This window comes from Sedimentibacter sp., assembly GCF_038562225.1.
In the GTDB taxonomy this organism is placed as follows: domain Bacteria; phylum Bacillota; class Clostridia; order Tissierellales; family Sedimentibacteraceae; genus Sedimentibacter.
The window spans coordinates 233964-258144 of record NZ_JBCFAS010000002.1 but is presented as its reverse complement, the minus strand read 5'-3'; the positions used below and the strand labels follow the sequence as shown (position 1 = coordinate 258144).

20 protein-coding genes and 1 pseudogene are annotated in these 24181 nt (G+C 37.0%); 18 read left to right on the top strand and 3 right to left on the bottom strand.

Annotation, left to right across the window (positions count from 1 at the left end; translation table 11 throughout):
* Positions 1–74 precede the first annotated feature (74 nt).
* From AAGU76_RS07760 to AAGU76_RS07750, 3 genes are all read right to left on the bottom strand, one after another.
* A complete protein-coding gene (locus AAGU76_RS07760; RefSeq protein WP_342484903.1) occupies positions 75–749 on the bottom strand; it encodes a FadR/GntR family transcriptional regulator in 675 nt (224 codons plus the stop codon).
* A gap of 220 nt (positions 750–969) precedes the next feature.
* Positions 970–2400, bottom strand: a complete 1431-nt coding sequence (gene nhaC / locus AAGU76_RS07755) for a Na+/H+ antiporter NhaC (protein WP_342484902.1) — start codon at positions 2398–2400, stop codon at positions 970–972.
* Positions 2401–2426: 26 nt separating this feature from the next.
* On the bottom strand, positions 2427–3368 hold the full coding sequence (locus AAGU76_RS07750; RefSeq protein WP_342484901.1) for an aminotransferase class IV: 942 nt from the start codon (positions 3366–3368) through the stop codon (positions 2427–2429).
* Positions 3369–3528: 160 nt separating this feature from the next.
* Here AAGU76_RS07750 and AAGU76_RS07745 point away from each other — a divergent pair.
* The 18 genes and pseudogenes from AAGU76_RS07745 to AAGU76_RS07660 all read left to right on the top strand — a co-directional run.
* Positions 3529–3639, top strand: a pseudogene (locus AAGU76_RS07745) (fructoselysine 6-kinase); the annotation flags it as partial.
* Positions 3640–3959: 320 nt separating this feature from the next.
* Entirely contained in the window at positions 3960–5126 is a 1167-nt protein-coding gene (locus AAGU76_RS07740; protein ID WP_342484900.1) for a thiolase family protein, read from the top strand.
* Positions 5127–5166: 40 nt separating this feature from the next.
* On the top strand, positions 5167–6387 hold the full coding sequence (locus AAGU76_RS07735) for a CoA transferase (RefSeq protein ID WP_342484899.1): 1221 nt from the start codon (positions 5167–5169) through the stop codon (positions 6385–6387).
* 74 nt (positions 6388–6461) lie between these two features.
* Positions 6462–7772, top strand: a complete 1311-nt coding sequence (locus tag AAGU76_RS07730) for a hypothetical protein (protein WP_342484898.1) — start codon at positions 6462–6464, stop codon at positions 7770–7772.
* A complete protein-coding gene (fabG, locus tag AAGU76_RS07725; protein WP_342484897.1) occupies positions 7772–8515 on the top strand; it encodes a 3-oxoacyl-ACP reductase FabG in 744 nt (247 codons plus the stop codon). The genes AAGU76_RS07730 and fabG overlap by 1 nt, the downstream gene beginning before the upstream one ends.
* A gap of 32 nt (positions 8516–8547) precedes the next feature.
* On the top strand, positions 8548–9402 hold the full coding sequence (locus AAGU76_RS07720) for a 3-hydroxyacyl-CoA dehydrogenase family protein (protein WP_342484896.1): 855 nt from the start codon (positions 8548–8550) through the stop codon (positions 9400–9402).
* A 317-nt stretch (positions 9403–9719) separates the two neighbouring features.
* The gene (locus tag AAGU76_RS07715; protein ID WP_342484895.1) at positions 9720–11318 is read left to right on the top strand and encodes a helix-turn-helix domain-containing protein; all 1599 of its coding nucleotides are present in this window, start codon (positions 9720–9722) and stop codon (positions 11316–11318) included.
* A 297-nt stretch (positions 11319–11615) separates the two neighbouring features.
* Positions 11616–12584: a nitronate monooxygenase gene (locus AAGU76_RS07710; RefSeq protein ID WP_342484894.1), complete on the top strand. Its 969-nt coding sequence runs from the start codon at positions 11616–11618 to the stop codon at positions 12582–12584.
* Positions 12585–12602: 18 nt separating this feature from the next.
* On the top strand, positions 12603–13568 hold the full coding sequence (locus AAGU76_RS07705; protein WP_342484893.1) for a nitronate monooxygenase: 966 nt from the start codon (positions 12603–12605) through the stop codon (positions 13566–13568).
* Between the two features lie 15 nt (positions 13569–13583).
* Complete coding sequence (locus AAGU76_RS07700) at positions 13584–14759, top strand: CoA transferase (RefSeq protein ID WP_342484892.1); 1176 nt, start codon at positions 13584–13586, stop codon at positions 14757–14759.
* 37 nt (positions 14760–14796) lie between these two features.
* On the top strand, positions 14797–15582 hold the full coding sequence (locus AAGU76_RS07695) for an enoyl-CoA hydratase-related protein (RefSeq protein ID WP_342484891.1): 786 nt from the start codon (positions 14797–14799) through the stop codon (positions 15580–15582).
* Positions 15583–15591: 9 nt separating this feature from the next.
* Positions 15592–16374, top strand: coding sequence for an enoyl-CoA hydratase/isomerase family protein (locus AAGU76_RS07690; RefSeq protein ID WP_342484890.1), 783 nt, complete (start codon positions 15592–15594; stop codon positions 16372–16374).
* A gap of 274 nt (positions 16375–16648) precedes the next feature.
* Complete coding sequence (locus tag AAGU76_RS07685; protein WP_342484889.1) at positions 16649–17968, top strand: hypothetical protein; 1320 nt, start codon at positions 16649–16651, stop codon at positions 17966–17968.
* Between the two features lie 340 nt (positions 17969–18308).
* On the top strand, positions 18309–20324 hold the full coding sequence (locus AAGU76_RS07680) for a transporter substrate-binding domain-containing protein (RefSeq protein WP_342484888.1): 2016 nt from the start codon (positions 18309–18311) through the stop codon (positions 20322–20324).
* Entirely contained in the window at positions 20306–21670 is a 1365-nt protein-coding gene (locus AAGU76_RS07675) for a sigma-54 dependent transcriptional regulator (RefSeq protein ID WP_342484887.1), read from the top strand. Before AAGU76_RS07680 ends, AAGU76_RS07675 begins: the two co-directional genes overlap by 19 nt.
* Positions 21671–21906: 236 nt before the next feature.
* Positions 21907–22644 (top strand): creatininase family protein, encoded by a 738-nt coding sequence (locus tag AAGU76_RS07670; RefSeq protein ID WP_342484886.1) that lies wholly within the window; start codon positions 21907–21909, stop codon positions 22642–22644.
* A gap of 27 nt (positions 22645–22671) precedes the next feature.
* Complete coding sequence (locus tag AAGU76_RS07665; protein WP_342484885.1) at positions 22672–23499, top strand: carbon-nitrogen hydrolase family protein; 828 nt, start codon at positions 22672–22674, stop codon at positions 23497–23499.
* A 17-nt stretch (positions 23500–23516) separates the two neighbouring features.
* Entirely contained in the window at positions 23517–24179 is a 663-nt protein-coding gene (locus tag AAGU76_RS07660) for an RraA family protein (RefSeq protein WP_342484884.1), read from the top strand.
* Positions 24180–24181: the final 2 nt, after the last annotated feature.

Here is a 24181-nt window from a genome sequence, read left to right as displayed (position 1 = left end):
AAAATTCGATGATTAAACTTACTGGAAAAGATATGATAATGGGACAGACTTGCGCCTGTCCCACATTACAGTTTTTATTCAGCATAATATTTAAAATTAGGAAATTTAACTAAAAAGTGACTTAACATAGATTTTGCAGCACCATCTGAATTCTTTTCCCTTATTAGTTGCACAATCTCATTGTGAGAAGAATAAAAGTTGCTGCCGTCAGTAGATGTAATCTGCTCTCCTATAAGATCAATTATGCTTTCATAAAAATTAATAAGTAGTGGGTTTCCGCTTATTTTTATAAGTTCTAGGTGGAATTCATTGTTAAGTAGAACTCTTTCTTTAAGTGTTTTCGGGCCTTTCATGCGTGAAATTATTTCTTCCAGAATAGACAGTTGTTCTTCAGTTCGTTTACGTGCTGCTATTTTGACATTCTGTACTTCGAAAATATATCTTACCTCTAGTATATCATCCATGTTTCCATGCGCAGCATAGAATGAAAGAATTATTGGGTTAAATATTTTCTTTTGGTATGGAAGAATATAATTTCCATCACCCTGACGCGATTCAACAATTCCCATAGCTTCAAGTATGCTTATTGTCTGTTTTAGAGCAGGTCGGCTAACTGCCATCATTTTTGCAAGCTCCCTTTCAGGCGGGAGTTTTTCGCCTGGCTTAAGTTCTCCATCTTTTATAAGCTGAGTAATTTGTTTTAGTATTTTATTTGTTATCTTTTCGTTTGGTTCTATTTCTGTAAACATTTCTTCTCTTCCTTATTAAAATGAGATTGTTGTTTATAGGATAGAATATATCATTATAAAATGACATGGTATCCCTGCAAAACTACTATCTTCTTGAGAATAATATATCATTTTTAACTATTATTAGCAAGGATACGTTATTTCTTTGTTAGTCGAAATCGAAGTATATCTTACTCAATTTAGTTTAGCCATGCCGCACTTAACCTAGAGTTAAAAAATATCATTTAATTGTATACGGTTTACTGACATCCTTAAGTTTCGCAATACCAAAACCAGTAAAGCCCCAAAGTATAGCAAAGAGAAATCCTGTGTAGCAGAATATAGCCCATGGCAAATATTCCAAAGTAGCAACGCCTAACGTTGCTGCCATATATGCACCACCTGCAGACCATGGTACAAGAGGAATCACGCATGTACCTGCATCTTCTAGTGTTCTAGAAAGATTTTTTGCATCAAGATTTCTTTCCTTAAAGACATCTTTGAAAAGTTCTCCACAGAGAAGAATAGGTATATATGCATTCCCTACAACTATGCCAACAATTAATGTTGATATAACAGTTATAAGGATTAGTGTGCCGTCACTATGAACAAAAGTCTTGAATTTATTTAGAATTACATCCATGAAGCCAGCTGCACTCATTGCTCCTGCAAATAGAAATGCACATAAAACCTTAAGAACGGTTGTCATCATACTTGACATTCCTCCACGTTGTAAGAGTGATTGTACTGATGATGGTATTAACTCTGCATTTACATTTGGAAGCATATTCATTTTAAATCCTCCAAAAGCTGCAGTGATTGTTGCTCCCAATGCAGCCTTTTGGAAATACATCGCTAGAAATGCTGCTACAAGGCTAGAGGTAAACATAACCGGAATTGTAGGTTTGCCCATCGCAGATCCTACAAGAACAATAATAAGTGGTAGAAGAAGCAAGATATTAAAAGTAAATGTTGTTGACAGTCCCTTTATCATTTCTACTGCTTCTATCGCTTCGCCAGTTGAAACAATTGAAGATGAACGGCCTGCAATAAAGTATACTACAAGGCAGATTATTGTCGCAGGAATTGTTGTATAAAACATATGTCTGATATGTTCAAAAAGTGTGGTGCCGGCAGCGACAGGTGCAAGGTTCGTCGTATCCGAAAGAGGTGACATCTTATCTCCAAAATAGGCTCCGGAGATTATTGCACCAGCTGCAGCTGCCATGTTTACACCGAGACCTGAGGCAACACCTATGAGAGCAAGCCCCACAGTTCCTGCTGAACCGAAGGAAGTACCTGTACATATGGATACTATTGTTGTAATAATGAAAGCGCTTACAAGAAATAATGATGGACTAAGCAGCTTTAAGCCATAGTAAATCAACATTGGAATTGTGCCTGAAAGCATCCATGTTCCTATTATCATTCCTACAAATACAAATATGAAAATAGCCATAAAGGATTTTCCAATCTTTTCAGAAACAGCATCAGATATTTCATTCCAAGTAGTACCGTAAAGCATTGCCAGAATTATCGTGAAGAATGAACATAGGATAAGTAAAACTTCAACACTGTAACGATACTTTCCAAAACCTACCCCCATAACAACCGCGATAACTATTAATGGAAGGACTGCTATAATAAAGGGTGACTCTTTCTTAGTTTTCATAAATATTTCCTCCGATAGTATTTTAGTTAATCATCAATTGAAACACCGAAAATTTCGGTCATCTTTTTGTATTCATGTGAAACCTTTTCCGTAATTAGGCCAGGAATCATAGTACCTATCTTTTTGCCATCAATCATTTTAACGGGAACGATTTCACCAACTGTACCACAAATGAAAACTTCATCCGCATTATAGAATTCTGAAATCGATACGTTTCTTTCCTGAACTTCCATTCCAAAATTTTTTGCTATTTTAATTATTGCTTTTCTTGTTATTCCAGGTAATTGCGAATCCAATGTAGGAAGTACAAGTATGCCATCTTTTATTAACTGAAGATTTGTAGAGTTTGTTTCAGCAACATAGCCGTTATGATCAAGCATAATTGCTTCATCTGCACCCTGCCTTATCGCTTCACATGCAGCCATAATCTGATTGAGCTGGTTGCAGCAGTGAATTTTCGGATCCATGTACTGAGGATTATATCTTTTTAACCAAGTTGTTATTAATATTATACCATCTTTATTAAAAATAGGAGGTTTTTCATCAACGCATATAACAATTGAAGAATTTGTAATATTAAGCGTAGGATGCATACCTGTTTGAGCTTTAAAACCTCTTGTTACCTGCAATCGCATATGAATATCATGTATGCCTGCCTCTATGTTTTTTTTCACAAGTTCCTTCACAATGAGCTTCATTTCATCCTGAGTAATACCAATGTCAATGTTAAGTGTGTAGCATGATTCGTAAAGACGCTTAATATGTTCATCTAAACGATATACCTTTCTGCCATAGGCACGAATGCCTTCGTAAACCCCATCGCCATGCTGGAAACCTGAATCATAGACGGAAATAACAGCTTCAGATTTTTTGACATATTCTCCATTAACATAAAGAATTGTATCAGTAATTTTTTTGCCATTAAGCATAATACTACCGTCTGGTGTGAGTTGTGACAATTTGTACATAATTCTCCTCCTTAATATTGGTTATATAAATATTGGTAATACCAATAACCGGATTATAACATCTCATTTGCAGAAAGTCAAAGGTTTTTTATAAGAAATAACTTTTATTTTTACATATGGTTAACTTGGAGGAAAGCCTAAGCTAAGAGCCGGAGACAGCTACATAGCAGGATTTCTTTTAGGCCTTCTCCAGGAAAAATCAATGGAAGAGTGTATGGAAAAAGGAGCACAATGCAGCGCCGAAACAATAGGTTACTACGGGGCATGGTAAAAACTCTGGGGACAGACCTTTCGGTTTAGCGGTAACATGGGGACAATTGCAAAACAGAATATATAAATAAAAAGACGTGAGAAGAAGTGGTTCTCACGTTTTTTTATCCATTGATTTGCAGTGCAGGCATCTGAAGAGTTATATCAGGCATCCTCACAGACTAATTTTGGTATATTGCAAAACAACAAAAAATAAAAATTAATCCGTTTTTATTTTGGATGTTCTCACATTGAATGAGTTGTTAAATTTGTTCATAATTAAATAAAGCAAGATAAAATTCACTTGCTTTTTAGCGAATTAATAGAAATGGAGAAGAGAAAATGAGAAAAGTAGTTGTTGTATCTGCTGTTAGAACAGCAATCGGGAAGCATTTAGGCCAATGGAAAAGTACTCCAACAGAAGTTATGACTAGTGAAGTTATAAAAGAGGCTATAAAAAGAGCAGGAGTGGATCCTGCATTGATTGAAGATGTTTGCATGGGTAATATACATGGTCCGCACGGAAATATAGCAAGAGTTTCATCCCTTATGGCCGGACTTCCAATTGAATCCGGTGCTGTAACAATTGACAGGCAATGTGGTTCCGGTACACAAGCTATAGTTACTGCGGCTATGTCAATAGCATATGGTGCAGGTGATGTTTATATAGCTTGTGGAGCTGAACATATGACATTGAATCCTTATCAGATGTCAAAAACTTCAGAACTATCCTGGGCTCCGCCAAAATTCCTGGGATCATACCTGGCTCCTGTTGATGTAAGTACCCTATCAATGCCTGAGACTGCTGATAAGTTGGCTAAGATGAAAGGCTTCACAAGAGAACAATTGGATGAATTTGCGCTTATCTCTCACCAAAGAGCAGCAGAAGCTATTAAGAACGGCACATTTAAAGAAGAAATACTTCCTTTCGAAGTAAAGATCAGCAAAAAAGAAACTGCCATCGTTGATACTGATGAGCCTGTAAGATATGATGCCAGCTTGGAGTCTATGGCTAAGTTAAAGCCTCTATATCCTAACGGAGTTACTACTGCAGGTAATTCTTGCCCCAGAGCTGATGGAGCCGGTGCCATGGTACTTATGTCTGAAGAGAAAGCTTTGGAATTAGGCATTAAACCGCTGGCTTATGTGAAAAACTTTGCTGTTTCCGGTTGTCACCCTGACATTATGGGTTATGGTCCGGTTCCTGCCGTAACAAAATTGCTTGAAAGAACAGGTTTGAAAATTGAAGATATCGGCGTGGTGGAACTGAATGAAGCTTTTGCCGGACAGGCTCTCCCTTGCATAAATGATTTGAAAATGGATATCAGTCAGGTAAATCCCAATGGCGGTGCAATTGCACTGGGACATCCGTTAGGCGGAACCGGGGTCATTTTATCAACGAAATTATTATATGAAATGAAACGAAAGTCACATAAGTACGGTATCGTAACCATGTGCATTGGCGGCGGTCAAGGTATGGCTACCTTATTTGAAAGATATGAAGGCTAAGGATTCAATCAACATAAATATTGGGTAGAGGAGGAGTAAAATGAGTAAAATTTTAGATAAACTTAAAGTAGTGGAACTTACTACCTTTGTTGCTGCACCCACCACCGGCAGAATGCTGGCTGACTGGGGTGCCGATGTTGTTAAGGTCGAGCCTCTTGAAGGAGATTTTTTCAGAGGATATGGAAAAGGTTTAAACGTTCCTGCCGACACAGGGGAAAATCCTCTTTTCGATATGTATAATTCCGGCAAAAAGAGTCTGGCACTAAATCTTAAAACTGAAGAAGGCATGGCAGTATTACATGATCTGTTAAAAGACGCTGACGTTTTTATTACCAATAATCGTACCAAAGCTCTGAAAAAGATGGGGATTGATTATGACTCGTTAAAACAAAAGCATCCACGATTGATATACGCCACAATAACAGGATTTGGAGATAAGGGGCCCCTAGCAGATGCTCCCGGTTTTGATACGGTGGCTTTCTGGGGCAGTTCAGGGGCTTTGGTTGACCTATCCATCGAAACCGGAAATTCATACCCGTTAAATACTCCGGCTGCCGTGGGTGATGTAGCTTCCGGCACGAATTTATTCGGTGCAATAATGGCTGCACTTTATGCCAGGGAACTTAACGGCAAAGGAGACAAGGTTACGGTTTCTTTATACGGCTCTGCTGTTTGGAGCATGAGTTTCATGAATGTCATAGCCCAAGAAAAATACGGATATAAATATCCAAAAAAACGCTATGAAGTCAATCCTACAGCTGCCCCTTACCGCACGAAAGACAATGAATGGATTATGCTAACCATATTAGACCATGATCGTTACTTCCCCAGTCTTTGTGAAATAATCGGCAGACCGGAATTATCAAGAGATCCAAAGTTCATAGATAAAATTGCTTTATTGAACATGGACAACAGAAAGGAACTTATGCAAATTCTAGAGGACGCTTTTAATAAAAAAGACGCTCATGAGTGGCATTTGCTCCTTACACAAAAGGATATCGTTCACGATATATTAAAGCATTTCAAAGACATTTCAACAAGCGAACAAGCCATGGCTAACAACTATATGAGCGAATTTGCATTTCCTAACGGTCAAAAAGCAATGTTAGCCAAACCATCTTTGCAATCTGATAACCTTGGAGAAATTGAAAATTTCAGGGGACCGTATTTAGGAGAACAAAGTATCAGCGTATTGGACAGACTGTCATACAGTAAGGCTAAAATTGAAGAGTTATTGTCAAAAGGAATTATTAAACAATGAGTTTATGACAAGCATTTTGCAGTGATTAAGAATAAAAGTTTTGGTTAAATATTTCAATAATAGGAGGAGTTTAAATGCAAGTATTAAGTTTGTTTGGCGTATTTTTAAGTGTGATTGTCTTTATAGTTCTGATTTATAAAGGCGTACACATCCTAATTTCATCAATATTGTCATCGTTAGTCGCAATAGTGTTTTCAGGGCAACCATTGCTGGAAACGATTAAGAATCCATTTATTCCAGGATTAACAGGGGTTTTCGGTTCATATTTTCTGATTTTTGCGCTAAGTGCATTGTTAGGGAAATTAGTTTCAGATTCAGGTATAGCTAAGTCTTTGGCTATTGCTCTTGCTAACATAGCAAGGAAGAGCGAAAAACATAAGAAATTGTTTGGAGCATTATCTCTTGTTGTATTAAATGCAATTCTAACATTTTCCGGTATCAATCTTTTTGTTGTAATCTTTACAATTGTTGCAATTGGAAAAGACTTATTCGAAGAATTAGACATTCCATGGCACCTGTATGGATTGGCTACAATAGGTTCGGCTACATTCACTGTTTCAATGTTGCCTGGTACTCCTGCTGTTCAAAACCTGGTGCCTATGAAGTATTTAGGGACAACTCCTATGGCAGCGCCTACTATAGGAATTGCATCAACGATATTAATGTTAATATTGTGTATTACATATTCAAAATATGCTGTTGATAAAACTATAAAAGCAGGGGAAGGGTTCTTACCCACGGGAGCTTTGATTAAAGAGTCCCAGGCATCAGTTGGCGATCAGGAACTTTCTCCGGTTTTGAAGTGCATAATTCCTTTAGCAACTACTTTTATAGTTATGAATGTATTAAAACAAGCACCAGAGGTTGCTTTACTTTCTGCCGTAATAGTAACAATTGTAATGTTTTGGAATAAGTTTACTAACTTAAAAGCCACGATAAATAATGGTTTTACTGCTGCGATTAATCCGTTGTTAGCTCTTTCGGCAGCGTCAGCATACGGCAAGGTTGTTGCTATCTCCCCCGGCTTTGAACTGTTCAAAGATAGTATGTTTGGACTGCCACTGCCAAGCATTGTAATATTAATTATATCTGTTTTAGTACCAACTGTGGTTACCGGTTCTTCTTCAGCATCCCTAACCATTTCATTTGAAGCATTTCTTGATAAGTATCTGGCAACAGGTTTTGATCCCCAGGTTATCCATAGAGTAGCTACCATGACAAGCAATATGTCATTGATGCCTCACTGTGCAGGGGTTGTTAATGCTCTTACTGTTTCAAAACTTACACACAAGCAAGTCTATAAACATTACTTTATTATCAGTATATGTTTGATGTTTGTTACCGTAGTCTTTGCAGCGATTTTAGCTACACTGGGAGTGGTATAATGAGCGAGAAAATATTAAGCGGAAAAACAGCACTTGTCACTGGTGGTAAACAAGGCATAGGATATGCTATCGTTCACACCTTAGCACAAAATGGTGCCGACGTAATCATAAACGATATAAGAATTTCTGAAAATGATGAAATATATCAAGCAGCTAAAGAGCTGGGTTCAAATGCAATGTGCATAAGTGCCGATGTGTCGAATGAAGATGACGTTATAGCCATGTACGAAGCAGTTAAGGCAAAGTACGGCAAATTGGACATTCTTGTTAACAACGCCGGAATAACTGACGATGCTATGTCTTCTAAAATGACCTTCGCGCAATGGCAAAGAGTTATTAATATAAATTTAACCGGTATATTCTTAACTTCGAAATATGCTAAGGATTTGATGAAAACTGACGGAGGAAGCATCGTTAATTTTTCATCGTTAGCCGGAGTGAAAGGCAATGTTGGTCAGGCAAATTATACGGCAAGTAAAGCCGGAATTATAGGATTGACGAAAACTTTAGCTTTAGAATATGCAAGAAATAATATCCGTGTAAATGCAATTGCCCCAGGGGTTATAGAAAGTCCTATGACAGACGCCATTCCCAGCCATATAAAAGAGGGAATGATTGCCAGAATACCAATGCAGCGTATGGGTACTCCTTATGAGATAGCAGACTTAGTTAAGTTTTTGGTTTCAAAAGAATCATCTTATATAACAAGTCAGTTGATTCATATAAACGGGGGCTTGTATTAGAATGAGCAAAATAAATATAAGGGAGGAAAAAAATGATTAAAAAAGTAACAGTTGTCGGCGGAGGCGTAATGGGCAAGCAAATAGCCTTAAATTGTGCCATCAACGGAATGGAAACAAATTTGGTGGATAATGTGGAAGCTGCATTGGAAAAGGTTGGTGAATGGAGCAAGGAATATTTAAGCGGCAGGGTAGCAAAAGGTAAAATGACTCAGGACGAAATGGATGCTGCAGTTGCTAAATTTCATCTCATGAGCGATATGGAAGCTGCCTGCAAGGATACGGATCTGGTTATCGAGGCTATTGTTGAAAAACTGGAGGCTAAGAAAAGCTTGTTTGAAACATTGGATAAAATAACTCCTGAGCATACTATCCTGGTAAGCAACTCCAGTACATTCAAACCTTCTTCCTTGTGCGGCTCAACAAATAGAGCTGATAGAGTAGCGAACCTTCACTATTTTAATCCTGCACTTCAAATGAAGCTTGTGGAAATAGTAATTTCGCCGGAAACAAGTGAAGAAACTGTTGCAGAATTAGAGGAGTTTGCAAAAGCTACCAATAAGGTACCCATAAAAGTATTAAAAGAAATCGATGGTTTTGTAGTAAACAATATTTTGGGTGGTATCACTAAAGTTGCCTGGTTTTTATTAGAAAACGGATATGCATCTGCAGAGGATATAGATTTGGGTGCTGAAAAAGGTTTAGGACACCCTATGGGGCCTTTCAAGACCTTAGACTTAGCGGGGTTGGATACTATTCTCGATGTTCGCAGGGCTCGTTACGAAGCCTTTGGTGATGAATCGGAAAAACCGCCTAAAATTTTGGAGGAAATGGTGGCTAGAGGAGAATTGGGCAGAAAGTCCGGTAAGGGCTTCTACGAGTATAAATAATAGTTTGACTAATATGCAAATAACCTGAGCGGATTTCACTCAGGTCTTTTGCATGTGACTACCTTGATATGATTCAAACATACACAACATACACAACTTCAAGACTGATATTAAATACATATTGCATTTTAATGTTTTAGTTGCTAATATATATATACTTCTCATTTATGTTAAGGAAATTCAATAAATTATAAGCAAACTCAGCATACAATCGTTTGCCTGCGATTGAATATTGCTTAGAAATGATATTTTTTAGACAAATTGTATTCCATAATTGGGTGGGTTGTAGTGAAGCAAACAAAAAGGGAGGAATGTTTTTGAAGATACCATTGGGTGTTGTTCTAGATCAGCTTAATGCATTTAACCACAGCAATGAGCTTAAATTCTCTGCTGTAACAAGCTATAAAGGCGTTCAGATATTTGAGTCAGATACTGTTAATAATGATCCTGAATACATTTACATAAACTTAAATAATGAAAAAATAGATTTATGTCAGGATATACGTCAAATTACGATTATTACAAACAGAGGTTGTCTTGACGATGCAGACGCAGCTTTTGAAAAAAAACTAACGATTATTGAATTTGTTGAAAACACTTCTATGATAAAGCTTTTTAACCATTTACAAAAGTATTTTAACTATTTGTTTGAATGGGATAAAAAGATGACCTGTCATATTAGAAATAAGGAAAGCCTTAACGTGCTATTTGAAGAATCAAAGGATCTATTCAAAAATCCTGTAATTATTCTGGATCTGGCTTTTAACGTAATTGTGCATAGCAAAGATTTTCCTGACAGCAATGATTTCTTAAATCAAATACTGATCAGAGGCTCTTTGGACAAAGAAACAATAGAGAGTCTTGTTCAAGGCAAATTTTTTCGGGAAAATTACAGGAATATTGCAAAATTCGAACCGCCCAATCGATCAAATACTGTTCATTATATAAAATCGCTATTTTATAACAACAATAAGATGGCAACATTTGTTTATTATTGTTTGAATGGTGATGCAACGCAGGGACAGTTGGATTTCATTCATATGTTTATTCAATATGCTGAAGAACTTTACAATTGGAGCAACTCAGGAATCGTTCCGTGTATAAGCGGTTGGGATTTATTCATTAAAGAAATTGTTCTCAATCATGAAATTTCTAAAGAAGAAATCAGCAGATATGCAAAATTATTGAAATTGGATTATTCTTCTCGTTACTGTGTCGGAGTTATTAAGTTAAAGGAAACATCCGTCCGCTGCATTAAATATTTGATAAATATCATTAGAAGCAGAAATCCTTTTTATTACGTTTCCACATATGATAACCTGATAGTAATACTTTACGATATAAAAAGAGATAAAGGCTATGAAAAGAATATTGAAGACAGAATCAGTTGGCTGGAGGATTTTATATACAAGTATGAAGGTGTTATGGGGATCAGCTCTACTTTTTATTGCCTTGAAGATTTTTCGAACGAATATAAGAAAGCATCCGTTGCACTTGATCTTGGCAGTAAATTTAATAAGAATAAATGTGTTCATAAATATAAGGATTATCACATTTACCATATGATTTCAAGTGTTTCTAAGGATATCACATTAGATTCTCTTTGTTACAAAAAACTTAAAAAACTAATGGATTATGATATGTGTAACAATATAGACAACTCAGAAATTTTACGTATCTACCTGGAAAATGACAGAAGTGTTTCAAAAACTGCTTCAATAAAAAATTTACATAGAAACAGTATTATTTATAGAATAAATCAAATAGAAGATATCTTAAAAATAGACCTGGACAATTTTAACGAGAGAATGAGATTAATTTTAACGTATCATGCTATGGATGTAATGGAACATATGAAGAAGGAAAAGCTGGAATATGCAATTGATGGCGATGATATAGATAGTCAGGCTTTATAATTTAAATAAAGGCTTTTGCAAGTAGCTTTGGTCAAGCTACAAGCAGGGCCTTATTTTATTGATGAAATCCTTCGGCTACGCCCTCAGAATGACATACTCAAGGATGCTTTTTCGTAAAACTAATGCGGATTCGAAAAAATCCGCAGATAGACTTTGGAGAATTCCGCAAATGCAAAACTACAAAAATAAGTCTTTGCCAGCAGTTTTTTTTGTACGTCTATCCATAGAAAGGATTATCAGAAGAGTAGATAATATAAGTGTTAACAAAAGTTATATTTTATAGATGGAGGAAAAAACATGTTAAAAACAAGATTTACAGAAATGTTCGGAATTAAGTATCCAATAGTACAAGGTGGTATGCAGCATCTCGGCCTGGCAGATTTTGCATCAACGGTATCCAATGCTGGTGGTATGGGAACTCTTAATATTACTTGTTATGATTCGCCTGAAGAATTTAAAAAAGATGTTATAAAAATGAAAACTCTCACTGATAAACCTTTCATTGTAAATATTTCATTGGTGCCTGACTTAACAAAAGGCGAAGAAATAAGAAAGTACATAGATATTTGTGCAGAACAAAATGTAGCTGCCATCGAAACAGCAGGAGCAGACCCCTCAGAATTTATTCCACAGATTAAAGAGGCAGGAATTAAATTAATACATAAAACTCCGTCGGCTAAAATTGCTAAGCGTATGGAAGATAAGGGCGCTGATGTTATCACAATAGCCGGATATGAGGTTGCCGGGCATCCGAGTACAGATGGAATAGGTACGTTCGTAATTGCGAACAAGGTTGCTTCCATTTGTTCCATTCCGGTGCTTGCAGCAGGTGGTGTGGCTGATGGAAAGGGTTTGGCAGCAGCATTGTGTTTAGGCTGCGAAGGTGTTGTTATGGGTACTCGCTTTGTTGCAACTAAAGAGTGCATAATTTCCGACAACCATAAACAATATATTTTGGATCATACAGAGAGAGATACTGTATTGATTCAGCAATCAATTAAAAATATGGCGCGTGTTGCGGATAATATGGCATCAAGGTTAGCAGCTGAAATGGAAAGACGCGGTACAACCTTGCAGGAATTAATGACAGTCATATCAGGTAAACGCGGACGTGTAGCTTACAGAACAGGCAATGTGGACGGAGGAATATTTGCAGCCAGTCCTGCCATGGGTCTTATAAATGAAATCCTGACAGTCCAGGAATTGATGGACAACATGTGTGCTGATGCTAATTCAATTATAAGCGGACTTAGCAAGAGTTTATAATTATCAGGGAGAATGGATATGAAGACGAGAATTACTGAGTTATTAGGAATTGAGTACCCGATTATTCAGGGAGGTATGCAGCATTTAGGAGTACCGGAGTTGGCAGCGGCGGTTTCAAACGCTGGAGGGCTTGGAACCATTAATGTAACAATATTTCCAGAATTAGATGAATTCAGGGCAGCACTAGAAAAGATGAAGTCCTTAACAGATAAACCGTTTTGTGTAAATATTTCCTTGCTGCCGGAGACTTCTGCAGGTGAAAAAACTTTAGACTATATAAAAATCTGCGGTGAAATGGGAGTTAAAGTCATTGAAACAGCCGGCAGAAAGCCCGACACATTGGTTGGGCCTATCCATGAACAAGGAATTTTTCATATACATAAAGTACCAACGGTAAAACACGCGCTGTCTGCTGAAAAAACAGGCGTTGATGCTGTAACCATAGTAGGTATTGAATGTGCAGGACATCCGGGAAAAGATGAAGTCACCACTTTAGTTTTAGCTGCTAAAGCAGCAAAACAACTAAAAATACCTGTAATGGCTGGCGGCGGAGTTGCTGATGGCCATGGCGTCGCAGCACTTTTAGCTCTTGGTGTAGAAGGTGTGGTTATGGGTACTCGTTTTGTGGCTACAGAAGAATGTCAAATACATCAAAATTTTAAGGAATGGTGTGTCAGCGCTTCCGAAAAAGATACGACATTGGTTCAGAAAAGCATAAATAATATGGCCAGGGTAGCGAACAACGATACTGCCAAAGAATGTTTGGAGCTTGAATCCAAGGGAGTTACTCTGCAACAATTGATATCCACGATTTCGGGTAAAAGAGGAAAAACCGCAATGGAAAAAGGTGATGTTAACGGAGGTATTTTCGTTGTAGGCCAAGCGTTAGGATTAGTAGATGACATACTTTCCGTTGATGAGCTGTTTCAAAGGATAGTTTCTGAAATGAAAGAATCCCAAAATAGACTAAATTCTATATATTAAGAAAAGAGGTTAACAATGTGTAATTATAAATTACTGGAAGGTATAAAAGTTGTTGAGATGTCTACCATGGTAGCCGCTCCCAGCTGTGGACGCATTCTTGCTGATTGGGGTGCTGAGGTAATAAAGGTTGAAACCCCAAAGGGAGATAACTACAGAAATTTTGGAAAAATGTTTGGTGTTACCTGCACACCTGATGCAAATCCTCTGTTTGACAACTTAAATGCCAATAAAAAAGGGGTAACTTTAAACTTGAAAGACTCTGATGATATGGAAAAAATGCATCAGCTGCTTTCAGAGGCAGATATATTTATAACGAATACCAGACCAAAAGCATTAAAATCCTTGGGTATAGATTATGATGCGTTGAAAGAGAAATATCCAAGACTAATTTATGCACTGCTTTCCGGTTATGGAGAAAAAGGGCCCAAGGCTGATGATCCGGGTTATGATACTATTGCATTTTGGGCATCTACCGGGTTTTTGGCTGACATGACGGTGATGAATGATGACAATAGCAGTTTCCCTGTTATGGGGCCAGCCGGTCCCGGGGATATTATTTCAGGAATGGCTTTATTAAACGTAATTCTTGGTGCTTTATACAAAAGAACCGTTACAAATGAAGGAGATTATGTTTCTGCTTCGTTATACGGTACAGCACTTTGGTGTTTCCATATTATGTCTGTTTCTGTTGAGCCTCAATTTGACAACAAATATCCGAAAAAGAGAATTGAATCGAATCCGCTGTCATCACCTTTTAGAACAAGTGATGGTGAGTGGATTATGACAACAGTATTAGATTTTCCGAAAGACTGGCCAAAAGTCTGTAAAGTGCTGGACCTAGAAGAATTAATCGAAGATCCAAGATATGATACAGTAGTGAAACAGCGTGATGTCTCAATTCGTAATGAACTTCTGCAAATATTCGGTAAGAAATATGAACAAAAAACTGCTGCGGAATGGATGACACTTCTGAAAGAAGCAGATATAGTTCATGATAAATTAGGACATTATTCAGACATGTATCAATGCGAGCAAGCGATAGCCAATGAATTTACCCACAGCGTTGATTATGGGCTGGGTGAGGATGTTGTTTTAGTAAGACCAAATATGCTAAGCGCTAAAAGCGGATATGCACCATTTAACAAAGCACCTAAATTAGGTGAGCATAATGGTATGTTTGACAAAAAATAATGAACCGACAGAACATTGACTAAATAGGAGGAAAAGTATGCAAAAACCAACCTTTACCCATTTTTTACTAGAGGAAGACCATGGTATTGCCGTATTTACGATTAATCGTCCGGAAGTAATGAACGCGTTAAATTTAGAGTGCCAATTAGATTTAATTGCGTTTATGGACTATTATGAAGGAAACGAAAACTTAAAAGTTGCAATAATTACCGGTGCCGGAGATAAAGCATTTATTGCCGGTGCAGATATTAATAACATTAAAACAGCAACAGCTAAAAAAGCGCTGAATAGTAAGCTGCGTACTGTGCTGGACAGAATAGAGAATTCACCTAAGATTATAATTGCAGCAATCAATGGATATGCCTTCGGTGGTGGATTTGAACTAGCTTTGGCATGTGACATACGATTAGTATCAGATAACGCCTTAGTGGGGTTGCCGGAAGCTAATTTAGGGATTATTCCCGGTGCCGGCGGTACCCAGAGACTTGCAAGAATGGTAGGAATCAGTGTTGCTAAGGATGTTATAATAGGTGGACGAAATCTGAAAGCCGACGAAACAGTAAGCTATGGTATAGCCATGAAATGTGTTTCACAAGTAGAATTATTGGAAAAAGCTAAAAACGTTGCTTCTAAAATTATGGAACGGGGACCTTTGGCAATACAGGTTGCGAAAATGGCTATAAATACATCTTTAGATGTAGATAGAAGCACAGGAATGATGTATGAAGCATTAGCATTAGCAGTTACTTTTGGCAGTGAAGATCGTTTGGAAGGTGCGAGTGCATTCTTAGAAAAAAGAAAAGCTGATTTTAAAGGCTGTTAGGAGGAAAATATGTATTCGACAATTTTAGTAAATGTGGAAGACAGAGTTGGAACAATAACTATAAATAGGGAAGAATACCTTAACGCATTGGCTCGTGAAACATATGGGGAGATAAGAGATGCGGTGAAAGAATTAGACGATAGAAAAGATGTCGGTACTATCGTAATAACCGGTAAAGGCAAGCACTTTAGCGCCGGTGGGGATATTAAGCGTTTTAAGACCTTAATCGATTCTAAAGAATACTTAAGCCAGGATGGGATTTACTATGCCGGTCAAATGACGAAAGCCATGAAGCAATGTGGTAAGCCAATTATTGCTATGATAAACGGTGTTGCCACCGGTGCTGGTTTCAGTATCGCATTAGGTGCAGACTACAGAATCGTTACTCCAAGTTCAAAATTAATCATGGGATTCATAAAAATCGGATTACCCGGAGATACAGGCAGCATATATTTGTTAAGTAAATTAATCGGTATCGAAAAAGCTTCTTATATGATGATGACTGGAGAACCGGTAAAAGGCGAAGATGCTGTACAAATGGGTCTGGCTACCCGCTTGGTTGAGGACGGGAAACTAGAGGAAGAAACGTACGCTTTTGCTAAAATGCTGGCTAATATGCCAACCAAGGCAATAGCAAGACAAAAAGCGCTGCAATACAACTATTTCTACAGAGATCTGGATTGCTTCTACTATGATGAGGCGTTACAGATGGCTGTTTCTTCAAGAGAAGGAGATTTTGAAAATGCAGTACAAGCCTTCATAGAAAAGAAGATGCCTGAATTTAACAAATAATATAAATTGAATAAAAAGTATTGTGCGGCTGTAGCGTAATACAGCTGCACAGTAAAGTTGTACAAACATACGAAAGATAATATAATATTAACAATTATTTTGGCAATTTGCCAATGAAATTCATATGGAAAAATGTTAAAACTTTTACAAATGGAATTCCCGCATAAGTGTTCAGTAAATTCACTCCATAATAGAAAAATTATGGAGTGTGATATACGGATACTGAATATGTATTGGGAGCGTCTGAAAACTTTGTTTAATGGGAGGAATATTTATGGAATGGATTAGTTTATTGGGTGTTGGTATAGCACTTGCGGTATTCATTTATTTTGCTTATAATGGCCATAACATTGGATTATTGACCATCATTGCATCTGTGATTGTGTTGGTATTTAGTGGTATTCCTTGGTATAAGGGTTTGTCTGAAACATATATGGGCACTTTTGTAGGTTTTTTTCAGAAATGGTTCCTGGTTTACTTGTTTAGCTCGCTGTTTGCACGAATGATGAGTGACAGTGGAGCTGCATATTCTTTGGCGGTTAAGATAGCTCGAATATGTAAGAGATGGCCAAAGCATCAGAAATTTCTGGCAGTTATGTCAATTCCGTTCATAAACTCCATTTTGACATATGGAGGGGTTAGTTCGTTAGTAGTTGTATTTATCATGGTTGGATTAGCGAAAGATTTATTTAGAGAACTTGACATACCATGGCATTTCTATGGAGTAGCCGCACTTGGGTCTGCAACATTTGCAGTAGGCTGGCTTCCGGGAGCTCCGGATGTTATAAATCTTACGCCCACCACGTATCTGGGAACTACACCCACAGCCGCTCCGATACTTGGTATTATAGGTACAGTTATTATGATAGTACTCTCAATATTTTATGTAAAAACTACACTGAAAAAAGCCGAAGAAAGAAACGAAACATTTTTGCCTACAGGTAAAAGAATACAAGAAGATTCCACTATAGGCAGAACAGATTCTGTAGAGTACAGTGTGCTGAGAAGCGTGTTTCCATGTATAGTATTGCTGGTTGTAATGAACGTGTTAAAGCAGCCGCCTGCTGTTGCTCTCATAGCTGCAAACATTGTTTGCCTGGCACTGTTTTGGAAGCAAATTGATCTCAAAAGAGTTTCTCAAGTGGGAGTGCCTATAGGTATAAACACATGTGTCATGATAAGCGGTACAATAGCTTTTGGAGCAGTTATTACAATTACCAGTGCTTATAATTTTATTACTACGGGTATGGATGCATTGGAATTCTTGCCTCCGGCATTCCAGATATTTATCTGTGTTAACGTAATCGCTGCATTGACAAGTTCCGGAACACCGGCTGTTACAATAACGATGCAGACATTCGCTGAGAGATTTTTACAAGCCGGAGTTCCTGCAGAAGCAATTCACCGTTTGGCTACAGGTACAGCTCTTTCATTAAATACTCTGCCTCATAGCCCTGGTGTTGTAAATGCGGCAACGGCTGCTAAACTGGAAGTTAAAGAAATATATAGACACTACTTGTGGATAACAGTAATATTCCCCTTTATTGCGGCTTTCATAGTGGCTGTGCTTATAACTGCAGGTTTTGTAATGTAATTGATTTGGGTAACTCCGGGACGTACCTTTTAGTCGGATGGAGAAAACAGGGCGGTTCGAGACTTTTAGCAGTCTCGGACCGCCATTTTGCATTTGCAGTCTGAAGTGATGGACAGTGAGAACCGACCCCGGTGACATACCCGATGACAGCGATGGCATGCTATGAAATGTATAATTCTTGACGATGTTGATTTGAGATAGTATAATGTTTGGTATCTCAATATTTATAATAATTATTGTAAGATTTTAAAGCATAGAATATTTTTGTTCTCAAAACCAATAATCGAAATGGGCTTAATTCGTAAATTTATTCTTAATCTAATTGTGTGGTGAAATTATCATGAAGTGTAAAGCATTTAAAATAATGAGTAGTATCATTATTTTTATTTTAACTTTTTCTACAGTCAAGGTGAATGGTATTAACACAATGCTCAAGGTTGCTTTTGAGCCTAATCTTCCGCCTTATCAGTTTGAAGATAACGGTGAATATGTAGGCTTTCATATTGACCTGCTGAATAACATTGCTGAAAGAAACAAGTTTATAATAGAGTACATACCTATGGAAAACGAATCAGACTGCTTGGATGCATTGGGAAATGGGGAAGTAGACATTGTTTTGGGAGTGAAAAATAATAGCTTGAAATTTAAGGACCAAATGACGGAAAGTATTTCTCAGTCATCAATAGTCATGATTGCTTCAAATGAAAACGTAGGCAGAATAAAAAATGATATCAGTATGAGCAGTATTACTGCTGTTATTGAAAATGAATCAATAGGCTATTCATATATGAGAAAAATGGGGAGCCTCAGATCAGTCATTGTTTCTAATCAAACTCGGGCATTTGAAATGCTTACCACTAAAAAGGTTGATGCCCTAGTAGGCGTAAGAACCAGTATTTTGTACCAGATTGAAAAATCGCATCTTGAAGACAGTTATACTATCATCAGCAATTATATGGTTCCCATAGAATATACAATGATTGTAAAAAATGGAGATAAAGATCTTCTTAAAAAGCTTAATGACAGCTTGCAGCAAATCCGAATCAGCGGCAATTATGAAAAACTTTATGACAAATGGATTAATGAAGATAAAAATGAAATAAAAGAAGTTATCAAAAAAATAATTGTAATAGCAACAATTGCATCGACAGTTGTTGTTACAATTATTATCATATATTTAAGGCTGAACATTAATCTAAAGAAACAAGTTAATGAAAAAACTAAGGAACTGCAGATAACCAATAATAATTTAATAAACCAAATTATAGAGACAAGAAACAGCAATGAACTAAGAAATAATATTGTGGAACATAGTCCAACCGGTATCATTGTCTTTGACAAGGAATTTAAAATAACCTTGTTTAACGAAAGCGCCTGCAAGTTAACAGGGACTTTAAATATACCCATAGGAGAAAATATATTCAGCATCGCCACATTAACAAAGATTTTGATGGATAAAATGGATAAGCTGTTTATTGAAGATGCGACATTTATAAACCAGGAAATAACAATAAAGACTAAAAATAAGGAAAATATAAGTTACAGATACAACATATACCAACTGCACAATAACGATGACAGCATCAGAGGTGCAATTCTTACTGTTGATGATATCACCGAAGAGCTTAGGATGAAGGAGCAAATATTTGAGAAGGAAAAGAATAAGGAACTAAACCGTATGATTGCAGGTATTGCACATGAAATAAGAAATCCTCTGGCTTCTATCAAAACATTTGTAGAATTAATTCCAACAAAAATGAATAATCAGAAATTTCTGGATCAATTTGCTGAGATTGTACCTAAAGAAGTTGATAGAGTTAATAACTTAATACGAAATCTTATTGATTATGCTAAGCCAGAAACAAAAAACAAAGAAATGATTTTGATTAATGATATTGTTAAATCGTGCACAACATTAATCAATCCTATGCTGAAAAAAGAAGGTATCGAGCTTGTTGTGGATGAAGAAGAATGTCCGGAAATACTTGCTGATAAAAATCAGTTGAAGCAAATCATAATTAATATTTTGCTGAATGGATATGATTCTATAAAGGATAAAATTGAATCAAATAGTGATGCAACTCGAAAATTTCATATATTTGTGAAATTATGGAAAAACGACGAATATAATTTTATCCAGGTTTTAGATGAAGGCACAGGCATGTCGGATGAACAAATTAAAAAGTGCACAGAACCGTTTTTTACAACCAAGGCAAATGGTACGGGGTTAGGATTGGCTCTATCAAAGCAATTTGTAGAAGAAAATAATGGTGTTATGATTTTAGAGAGTGAATTATCAGCCTTTACAAAAATAACCTTGAAATTTAGGAGGCAAGAATGGATAAAAGCATATTAATAATAGATGATGAATTTGGAATCTGCACGTCTTTAACTCTTGCTCTTGAGGACAAATATAATGTAAAAGCCTGCCTAAGCCCGAAAGATGGGTTTAAAGCATTGAAAGAAGACATGTTCGATTTATGCTTGCTGGACTTAAAAATAGGTAATCAAAACGGTCTGGATGTTTTAAGGGAAATGAAAAAAATTGACAAGAACTTGATTGTAATAATAATGACTGCTTACGGAAGTATAGATACATCTGTAGAAGCCATTAAAGCAGGTGCATATACATACCTGACGAAACCGCTTAACATAAGTGAACTATATCTCCATATTGACCAAGCCTTAGAATATAAAAAGCTGAATGAGAAGGTTGAGTTTTTAAGCAAGGAACTGGAGAATAAATATTATGGCGGTATAATAGCCAGAAGTCCTGCAATGAAAAATGTGTTTAAAATGATAGAAAAGTTGAAAGATGTTGACACGAATGTTGTAATAACAGGAGAAAGCGGCACTGGAAAAGAATTGGTCGCCAGGGCAATACATTATTCCGGTAAACGTAAAAAAGAAAGATTTGAAGATGTAAATTGTGCAGCCATTCCGGAAAGCATGTTGGAAGAAGAACTATTTGGTCACAAGAAAGGGTCCTTTACCGGTGCTGTAGAGGACAGGCAGGGGAAATTTGAATATGCCAACAATGGGACGATTTTTCTGGATGAAATAGGAGATATGCCGTTTGCAATCCAGTCTAAGTTACTTAGAGTTTTACAGCAAAAGGAATACTCTCCTTTGGGAAGCAACGAAAAGAAAAAACTAAATTTAAGAATTATTGCTGCTACAAATAAAAATTTGAAGTCGTTGGTAGAGAAAGGTGAATTCAGGCAAGACCTATACTTCAGACTCAATGTAGTCGAGATTACACTGCCTTCTCTCAAAGACAGGAAGCAGGATTTACCTTTGCTGTTCAGTCATTTTATAAAAAAATTCAATGAAGAATTGAGTAAAAACATAAGAGGATTATCAAAGGAAGCAGAACAGAAACTGTTTAAATATGATTATCCGGGAAATGTCAGGGAGCTTTCAAACATTGTGGAATGCGCAATGATATTGTGCAGCGGTGACACTATTGAAATAGTTGACTTACCCAACGAGGTTATCAGGTATGATACGATAAATAAGGGAGTTAATGCAATATTTTCCGAAGATCTTGTGGGTATGACGCTGAAGGATATTGAGGAAATAGTTATTAAGGCAAATTTAATCAAGAATCGCGGCAAGAGAAAATTGACTGCTGATTCATTAGGCATAAGCGAAAAAGGACTGAGGAATAAAATTAATGAATATAAAATAGATATCAACTGAATTCATCGGATAAAATTTCTGAACATGTGAAACCGGTAAAAAATACTGATGGGGGTAATTTTTTCCGGTTTTTTATTATATAAAACGGATAAAGCTCACAGACCTATAAATTGTGAGTTTAACAGAATGCTTAAATTAAGCGGAAAATACATGAAAATAAAAAGAAAACAAATCACTGCGACTTTGGCATGTAAATTGCTTTTATATTAGCAAATTACAAATACAGAGGTGGTTTAATGAGCAGCATAATAAAGGAAATGAGTTGGATGGAATTTGATGAAAGGAGAAAACATACGGACACAGTCATCATCCCTTCGGGAGCAATAGAGGTATATGGACCTCAGCTTCCATTGGGAACAGATACTATTGTAGCTGAAGAAGTATCAAAGATGATAGCCCAAAAGCTTGATGCATTAATCGGACCTACGGTTCAAGTTGGAGAGTCTTATTCGCTTGGAATGTTTCCCGGAACTCTGGTTATCAGGCCTGAGCATTTCAAGAATTATATATCCGATATTTTTGAAAGCTTAATAAAATGGGGATTTACAAGATTTATATTTATGAACACGCATGCCGGAAACACACCCATAATTAGCCAGGTAATCAGGGAATATCAGGATAAATTCGACCTGAAATGTGTAGAAATTGACTGGTGGAGATTTGTTCAGCCAAACGGACTTGACATATTCGAGAATAAAGGATATATGGCACATGGACATGCCAGTGAATGCGGCACATCTGTAATGATGTATTTAAAACCGGAAATGGTTAGAATGGATAAGCTTGTAAATGCATTGCCAAAGAAAGTCGGGCACTATACGGAATACACAGACTTTATAAAGTTCAGGTCTTTTGATACTCTCACAGACATAGGGTCAGTAGGAGATTCAACAGCTGCAAGCGTTGAAAAAGGTGAAAAAATAGTTAATAGGTGCGTTGACAGAATTGTTGAATTCGTACAAAACGAACTTTAAAAATCAGCAATATGGAAGAGGGATAAGATGAAAAAATTCACAGCAGCAGTAATTCAATATGATTCAAGAAATGATAAGGGCGAAAATCTTAAAAATTTTTGCAAGCTCATAGATGAAGCGGCTTTAAAAGGAGCAAAGCTTGTTGCCATGGCAGAATACTTCAATTTAATTGGCGACAATATAGGAGAAGGAGGAGCAGAAGAGGAGATACCCGGGCTTACAATAGACCTGATGAGAGAAAAGGCAATTGAACACAACATGTGGATTCTTTGCGGAAGCATTGCAGAAAAAAACCATGATGGAAAACCATACAATACATCTGTGCTGTTAAGCAACAAGGGAGAAATTGTGTGCAAGTACAGCAAGCTTCACATGTTTGATGTCGAACTGAACAGCGGAATTTCTGCAAAAGAATCAGATACAAAGCAGGCTGGAAACAGAATTGTCACGGCAGAAACAGAATTGGGACACTTTGGATTCTCTATTTGTTATGACATGAGGTTTCCAGAGTTATACAGAATCATGGCTTTGAAAGGCGCACAGGTCATTTTTGTTCCTGCCAATTTCACAATGCCGACAGGAAAAGATCACTGGGAACCATTGCTGAGGGCGAGGGCTATAGAAAACAGCTGTTACATAATAGCACCGGGACAGATAGGCAAAAAGACAAGGTTTGACGCTTATGGCAAAAGTTTGATAATAGACCCATGGGGAAACATAATAGCCAAGGCAAGTGATAAAAATTGTGTAATAACAGCAGAAATAGATTACGATTATCTGCAAAGCATTAGAGATCAAATACCTTCACTTAAAAACCGGAGAACGGACGTATATGAAATAAAAGAGAAAATCTGATAGGAAAGGAGAAGAAAATGGAGTTGACACAAGAAATAATAGACAGATTTATGAAAGTTGATCCGGCACAGGTAGGTCATTATGTAAAAAGCGGGTATATGAGTCCTAAAATTAAACCTATATATAAAGCTGCAAAAATTGTGGGACCCGCTTATACAGTCAGAATTCCCGGTAAGGATTCTACCGCATTGTATTACGCAATGAAGAGAGCTCCAAAGGGATCGGTTATTGTTATTGACAGAGCAGGTGATGATTTGTATGCCTGCACAGGTGAAATCGTGGCGACAGTCGCGAAAAGATTGGGGTTGGCAGGCATAGTAATTGACGGACCTGCAACTGATTCTATAGCGATAGAGAACATGCAATTTCCTGTGTTTTGTGATGGGTTGTCTCCTGTAACCACCAATTTGCTGGGGATTTCTGGTGAATATGACGTTACGGTGCAATGTGGAGGAGCTGTGGTGAATCCAGGTGACATAATCTTTGGAGATGCTGATGGCGTGATTGTGATACCACCGGACAATTATGAGGAATTGCTGGAAAAGGCTGAAGAAGCTACTAGAGCAGAATTTAAAACTAAAAAATTAATAGAAGAAACAGGTTTTGTCAGCACTAATGTTGATCGTCTGTTTGAAACAGATGTTTTGGCTATTATTGCAGAACTAAAAAAATTTGATTAAGT

Bases quoted from the DNA above. Each gene is read 5' to 3' on its own strand.
- AAGU76_RS07760 (WP_342484903.1), bottom strand. From the start codon at position 749: ATGTTTACAGAAATAGAACCAAACGAAAAGATAACAAATAAAATACTA.
- nhaC (WP_342484902.1), bottom strand. From the start codon at position 2,400: ATGAAAACTAAGAAAGAGTCACCCTTTATTATAGCAGTCCTTCCATTA.
- AAGU76_RS07750 (WP_342484901.1), bottom strand. From the start codon at position 3,368: ATGTACAAATTGTCACAACTCACACCAGACGGTAGTATTATGCTTAAT.
- AAGU76_RS07740 (WP_342484900.1), top strand. From the start codon at position 3,960: ATGAGAAAAGTAGTTGTTGTATCTGCTGTTAGAACAGCAATCGGGAAG.
- AAGU76_RS07735 (WP_342484899.1), top strand. From the start codon at position 5,167: ATGAGTAAAATTTTAGATAAACTTAAAGTAGTGGAACTTACTACCTTT.
- AAGU76_RS07730 (WP_342484898.1), top strand. From the start codon at position 6,462: ATGCAAGTATTAAGTTTGTTTGGCGTATTTTTAAGTGTGATTGTCTTT.
- fabG (WP_342484897.1), top strand. From the start codon at position 7,772: ATGAGCGAGAAAATATTAAGCGGAAAAACAGCACTTGTCACTGGTGGT.
- AAGU76_RS07720 (WP_342484896.1), top strand. From the start codon at position 8,548: ATGATTAAAAAAGTAACAGTTGTCGGCGGAGGCGTAATGGGCAAGCAA.
- AAGU76_RS07710 (WP_342484894.1), top strand. From the start codon at position 11,616: ATGTTAAAAACAAGATTTACAGAAATGTTCGGAATTAAGTATCCAATA.
- AAGU76_RS07705 (WP_342484893.1), top strand. From the start codon at position 12,603: ATGAAGACGAGAATTACTGAGTTATTAGGAATTGAGTACCCGATTATT.
- AAGU76_RS07700 (WP_342484892.1), top strand. From the start codon at position 13,584: ATGTGTAATTATAAATTACTGGAAGGTATAAAAGTTGTTGAGATGTCT.
- AAGU76_RS07695 (WP_342484891.1), top strand. From the start codon at position 14,797: ATGCAAAAACCAACCTTTACCCATTTTTTACTAGAGGAAGACCATGGT.
- AAGU76_RS07690 (WP_342484890.1), top strand. From the start codon at position 15,592: ATGTATTCGACAATTTTAGTAAATGTGGAAGACAGAGTTGGAACAATA.
- AAGU76_RS07685 (WP_342484889.1), top strand. From the start codon at position 16,649: ATGGAATGGATTAGTTTATTGGGTGTTGGTATAGCACTTGCGGTATTC.
- AAGU76_RS07680 (WP_342484888.1), top strand. From the start codon at position 18,309: ATGAAGTGTAAAGCATTTAAAATAATGAGTAGTATCATTATTTTTATT.
- AAGU76_RS07675 (WP_342484887.1), top strand. From the start codon at position 20,306: ATGGATAAAAGCATATTAATAATAGATGATGAATTTGGAATCTGCACG.
- AAGU76_RS07670 (WP_342484886.1), top strand. From the start codon at position 21,907: ATGAGCAGCATAATAAAGGAAATGAGTTGGATGGAATTTGATGAAAGG.
- AAGU76_RS07665 (WP_342484885.1), top strand. From the start codon at position 22,672: ATGAAAAAATTCACAGCAGCAGTAATTCAATATGATTCAAGAAATGAT.
- AAGU76_RS07660 (WP_342484884.1), top strand. From the start codon at position 23,517: ATGGAGTTGACACAAGAAATAATAGACAGATTTATGAAAGTTGATCCG.